Source organism: Clostridium sp. MCC328 (assembly GCF_018785465.1).
GTDB classification, from domain to species: domain Bacteria; phylum Bacillota; class Clostridia; order Lachnospirales; family Lachnospiraceae; genus Pilosibacter; species Pilosibacter fragilis.
In genome coordinates this window covers 1-3,934 of sequence record NZ_WQPW01000047.1, presented here as the reverse complement: position 1 = coordinate 3,934, position 3,934 = coordinate 1, and the positions used below count along the sequence as shown (strand labels likewise).

Here is a 3,934-nt window from a genome sequence, read left to right as displayed (position 1 = left end):
TATCTGGAAGAACTTTTAGAAGCTTAAAAATAGCTGAAAACAGAATTGGTGGTAGACAATCATTCATGCGTTTGTCGTGGATTAAAGGAAAAGAGTGATGACGTATCACAGAATCTATGTTAATATAGTAGATACACTACCTGTGCGGGGGATTTCACAGGCAGAGAATACAATTATGGGGGGATAAGCCATGGAGAAAAAAAAGGGCTTCCAGATGCCGCACACTTACATCATCATTTTTGGTGTCATTCTGTTCGCGGCTCTGCTTACCGTATTTATCCCGTTGGGTAAATACGACACAAAAGAAATCACGTATATGCAGAACGGCGTGGAAAAAACAAGAACCGTTCTGGATCCGGAAAGCTTCCAGTATATTCTGGATGAAAACGGAAACAAAGTGACCAAAGCAGCTCCGCTCTTCGGAACCGAGGACTTTGGCGGTCAGGGAATTTTAAACTATGTATTCGAGGGTATGACCGTCGGCGATAAGAATGGTACCGCTGTCGGAATCATTGCCTTCATTCTGGTCGTAGGCGGTGCCTTCGGTATCGTTCTCCGGACAGGAGCGATAGAAAGCGGCATTATGCGGGTCATCGCTTTGACAAACGGACGCGAGATCCTTCTGATCCCGATCCTCGTAGTCCTGTTCTCCCTCGGAGGCGCAGTCTTCGGTATGGGGGAGGAGGCGATTCCGTTCGTTATGATCCTCGTACCGATGTTTATCGCAATGGGGTATGACGCAGTTGTCGGAATTATGTGCTCCTACGTATCTACACAGATCGGCTTCGGTTCTTCCTGGCAGAATCCGTTCGGACTGGCTGTTGCCCAGGGTGTTGCCGGTATTCCGGTCATGTCCGGCGCATGGTTCCGTATCCCGTTATGGATCTTCTTCACAGGACTTACGATCGTCTTCACAATGCGCTACGCAGTAAAGATCAAGAAAGATCCGCAGCTCTCCGTTGCGTATGAATCTGACGAAGAATACAGAAAAGAATTCGCAAAGAACGGCAAAGAGATGCCGCCGTTCACTCTCGGCCACAAGCTTGTTCTCCTCACGGTCGCTGCCTGCATGGTATGGACGATCTGGGGCGTTGTAAGCGAGGGCTACTATATCCCGGAGATCGCTTCCCAGTTCTTCGTGATGGGTCTTGTTTCCGGTATCATCGGCGTTGTCTTTAAGCTGAATGACATGAAAGTAAATGATATCGCAAAATCCTTCGACCACGGTGCTGCCGATCTTTTAGGCGCTGCAATGTGTGTCGGAATGGCGCAGGGTATCATCATCATCCTTGGCGGCACAAGCGCAACCGACGGTACAGTCTTAAATACGATCCTTCACAGCATCAGTGACGGAATGCAGAATTTCCCGCCGGTGATCTCCGCATGGTTTATGTATATCTTCCAGTCCGTGTTCAATTTCTTCGTTGTATCCGGTTCCGGACAGGCTGCCCTTACCATGCCGATCATGGCTCCTCTCGCCGATCTTGTCGGTGTCGAGAGACAGGTTGCTGTTGTTGCGTACCAGCTTGGTGACGCCTTCACAAACTTCATCGTTCCGACCTCCGGCTGTCTCTTAGGCGCGCTGGCTGCGGCAAAGCTCGACTGGGGCAAATGGGCAAAATTCCAGATCAAATTCCAGGCTGTCCTGTTTGCATTCGGATCCATCGCTGTGATCCTTGCCGTTGTGATCGGTCTCTCATAAAAACCGGTCTGCCTTCGGTATCAGCCATCTGAAGCTCATTCAGATATAACACAAACTCCGTATCATCCGCGTGACTCGATCGCGGATAATACGGGGTTTTTTTGAACGCTTCCCGATGATATCCGAAGAAGGAGCTAACCGGCTCAAAAAGACTTTCTCCCTTGGGAAAAATATGATAGAATTTACTGAATACGATAGCACCGGTCGCGATACCGGAGAAAGGAGCTTTTAATGATCGAATCCAGCACGCCTGCCATGAAGGGGGAAAAAACAAAATACCGTCTCGCCGCAGCCATGAAGGAATGCATGAAGACAACTCCGGTCGATGCGATCACTGTCCGCCAGATCACAGAGCGCTGCGGCGTCACCCGCCAGACCTTTTACCGGAATTTTCTTGATAAATATGACCTGATCAACTGGTATTTCGACAAGCTCCTCGCCCGCTCCTTTGAACATATGGGGCGCGGGACCACGGTCCTTGACAGTCTGGAGAAAAAATTTACATATATTCAGGAGGAAAAGGCGTTTTTTGCCGCCGCATTCCGCTATGACAGGCAGAATTCCCTGAGGGAGCATGATTTTAAGCTGATCCTCGCCTTTTATGAAAATCTGATCCGTGAAAAAAGCGGCAGACCGGCCAGCCCTGAGATCCATTTTCTTCTGGAAATGTACTGTCAGGGCTCGATCACCATGACCGTAAAGTGGGTTCTCGGCGGCATGGACCTGACCCCGTCCCAGTTTGCCGGGCTTCTCGTCCGCGCGATGCCGGCAGCATTGCGGGACCTGTTTCTTGAGCTTCATCTGCTGTCCTGATCTATTGTTATTTTGCACAATTTTTTCGTGCGTTTCTTTTGCAATATGTCGATTTTCCTTGAAGTGTTACACTTGGCCTTTTCTGTAACTTTCTTTTTGCCCTTCGGATTTGTTAATATAATAACAAAGGCACAGAAAGCTTTTGAGATCAAGTATTCATGGAAGGAGTTTTTTATCATGGCAAATCGTATTATGTTAAATCAGACATCTTATCACGGAGCAGGCGCGATTCAGGAGATCGCGAACGAGGCGAAAGCCCACGGCTTTAAAAAGGCGTTCGTATGTTCCGACCCGGATCTCGTAAAATTCAAGGTTACCGCCAAAGTAACCGACATTCTGACCGCAAACGGTCTTGACTACGAGCTCTACTCCGATATTAAAGCAAACCCGACGATCCAGAATGTCCAGCACGGTGTTGAGGCCTTTAAGGCATCCGGCGCTGACTACCTGATCGCCATCGGCGGCGGCTCCTCCATGGATACCTCCAAAGCGATCGGCATCATCATCGCAAACCCGGAATTTGAGGATGTAAGAAGTCTTGAGGGTGTTGCACCGACGAAAAGACCGTGTGTTCCGATCATCGCCGTTCCGACAACAGCCGGTACTGCTGCCGAAGTTACGATCAACTATGTTATCACCGATATCGAGAAAAAGCGTAAATTTGTATGCGTTGACCCGCATGACATGCCGATCATTGCGATCGTTGACCCTGATATGATGTCCTCCATGCCGAAGGGACTTACCGCTTCTACAGGTATGGATGCCCTGACCCATGCCATCGAAGGCTATACAACAAAGGCTGCCTGGGAAATGACCGATATGTTCCATCTGAAAGCCATCGAGATCATCTCAAGATCCCTGCGCGGTGCTGTGGCAAACACAAAGGAAGGCCGCGAGGGAATGGCTCTCGGTCAGTACATTGCCGGTATGGGCTTCTCCAACGTTGGTCTTGGTATCGCCCACTCCATGGCACACACACTCGGTGCTGTCTATGATACCCCGCACGGTGTTGCCTGCGCAATGATGCTTCCGATCGTTATGGAATATAATCAGGAATGCACCGGCGAGAAATACCGTGAGATCGCACGTGCAATGGGCGTTGCAAATGTTGATTCCATGTCTCAGGACGAATACCGGAAAGCAGCTGTTGACGCCGTCAAGAAGCTCTCCGCGGATGTCGGAATTCCGTCTGTCCTTGAGGCGATCAAAGAGGAAGACCTTCCGTTCCTTGCAGAGTCCGCACATGCAGATGCCTGCGCGCCGGGCAACCCGAAGGATGCCAGCGTAGAGGACCTGAAAGACCTGTTCCGTAAGATCATGGCGTAAAAATGCCTTCTCGCAATCGAGTAGGAGGCGGTGGCTAACCGCCGTCCTCTCACAGCACCGTACGTACCGTTCGGTATACGGCGCTTTCAATAG

General features: G+C 50.0%; 3 protein-coding genes. All 3 read left to right on the top strand.

Annotated elements, in window-relative coordinates; genetic code table 11:
* The first annotated feature begins 190 nt into the window (after window positions 1-190).
* The 3 genes from yfcC (at window position 191) to fucO (ending at window position 3,841) form a co-directional block, all read left to right on the top strand.
* Window positions 191-1,702, top strand: coding sequence for a putative basic amino acid antiporter YfcC (yfcC, locus tag GPK83_RS08310; RefSeq protein ID WP_215704526.1), 1,512 nt, complete (start codon window positions 191-193; stop codon window positions 1,700-1,702).
* Between the two features lie 231 nt (window positions 1,703-1,933).
* A complete protein-coding gene (locus GPK83_RS08305; protein ID WP_118599286.1) occupies window positions 1,934-2,515 on the top strand; it encodes a TetR/AcrR family transcriptional regulator C-terminal domain-containing protein in 582 nt (193 codons plus the stop codon).
* A 177-nt stretch (window positions 2,516-2,692) separates the two neighbouring features.
* On the top strand, window positions 2,693-3,841 hold the full coding sequence (fucO, locus tag GPK83_RS08300; protein ID WP_215704525.1) for a lactaldehyde reductase: 1,149 nt from the start codon (window positions 2,693-2,695) through the stop codon (window positions 3,839-3,841).
* Window positions 3,842-3,934 lie beyond the last annotated feature (93 nt).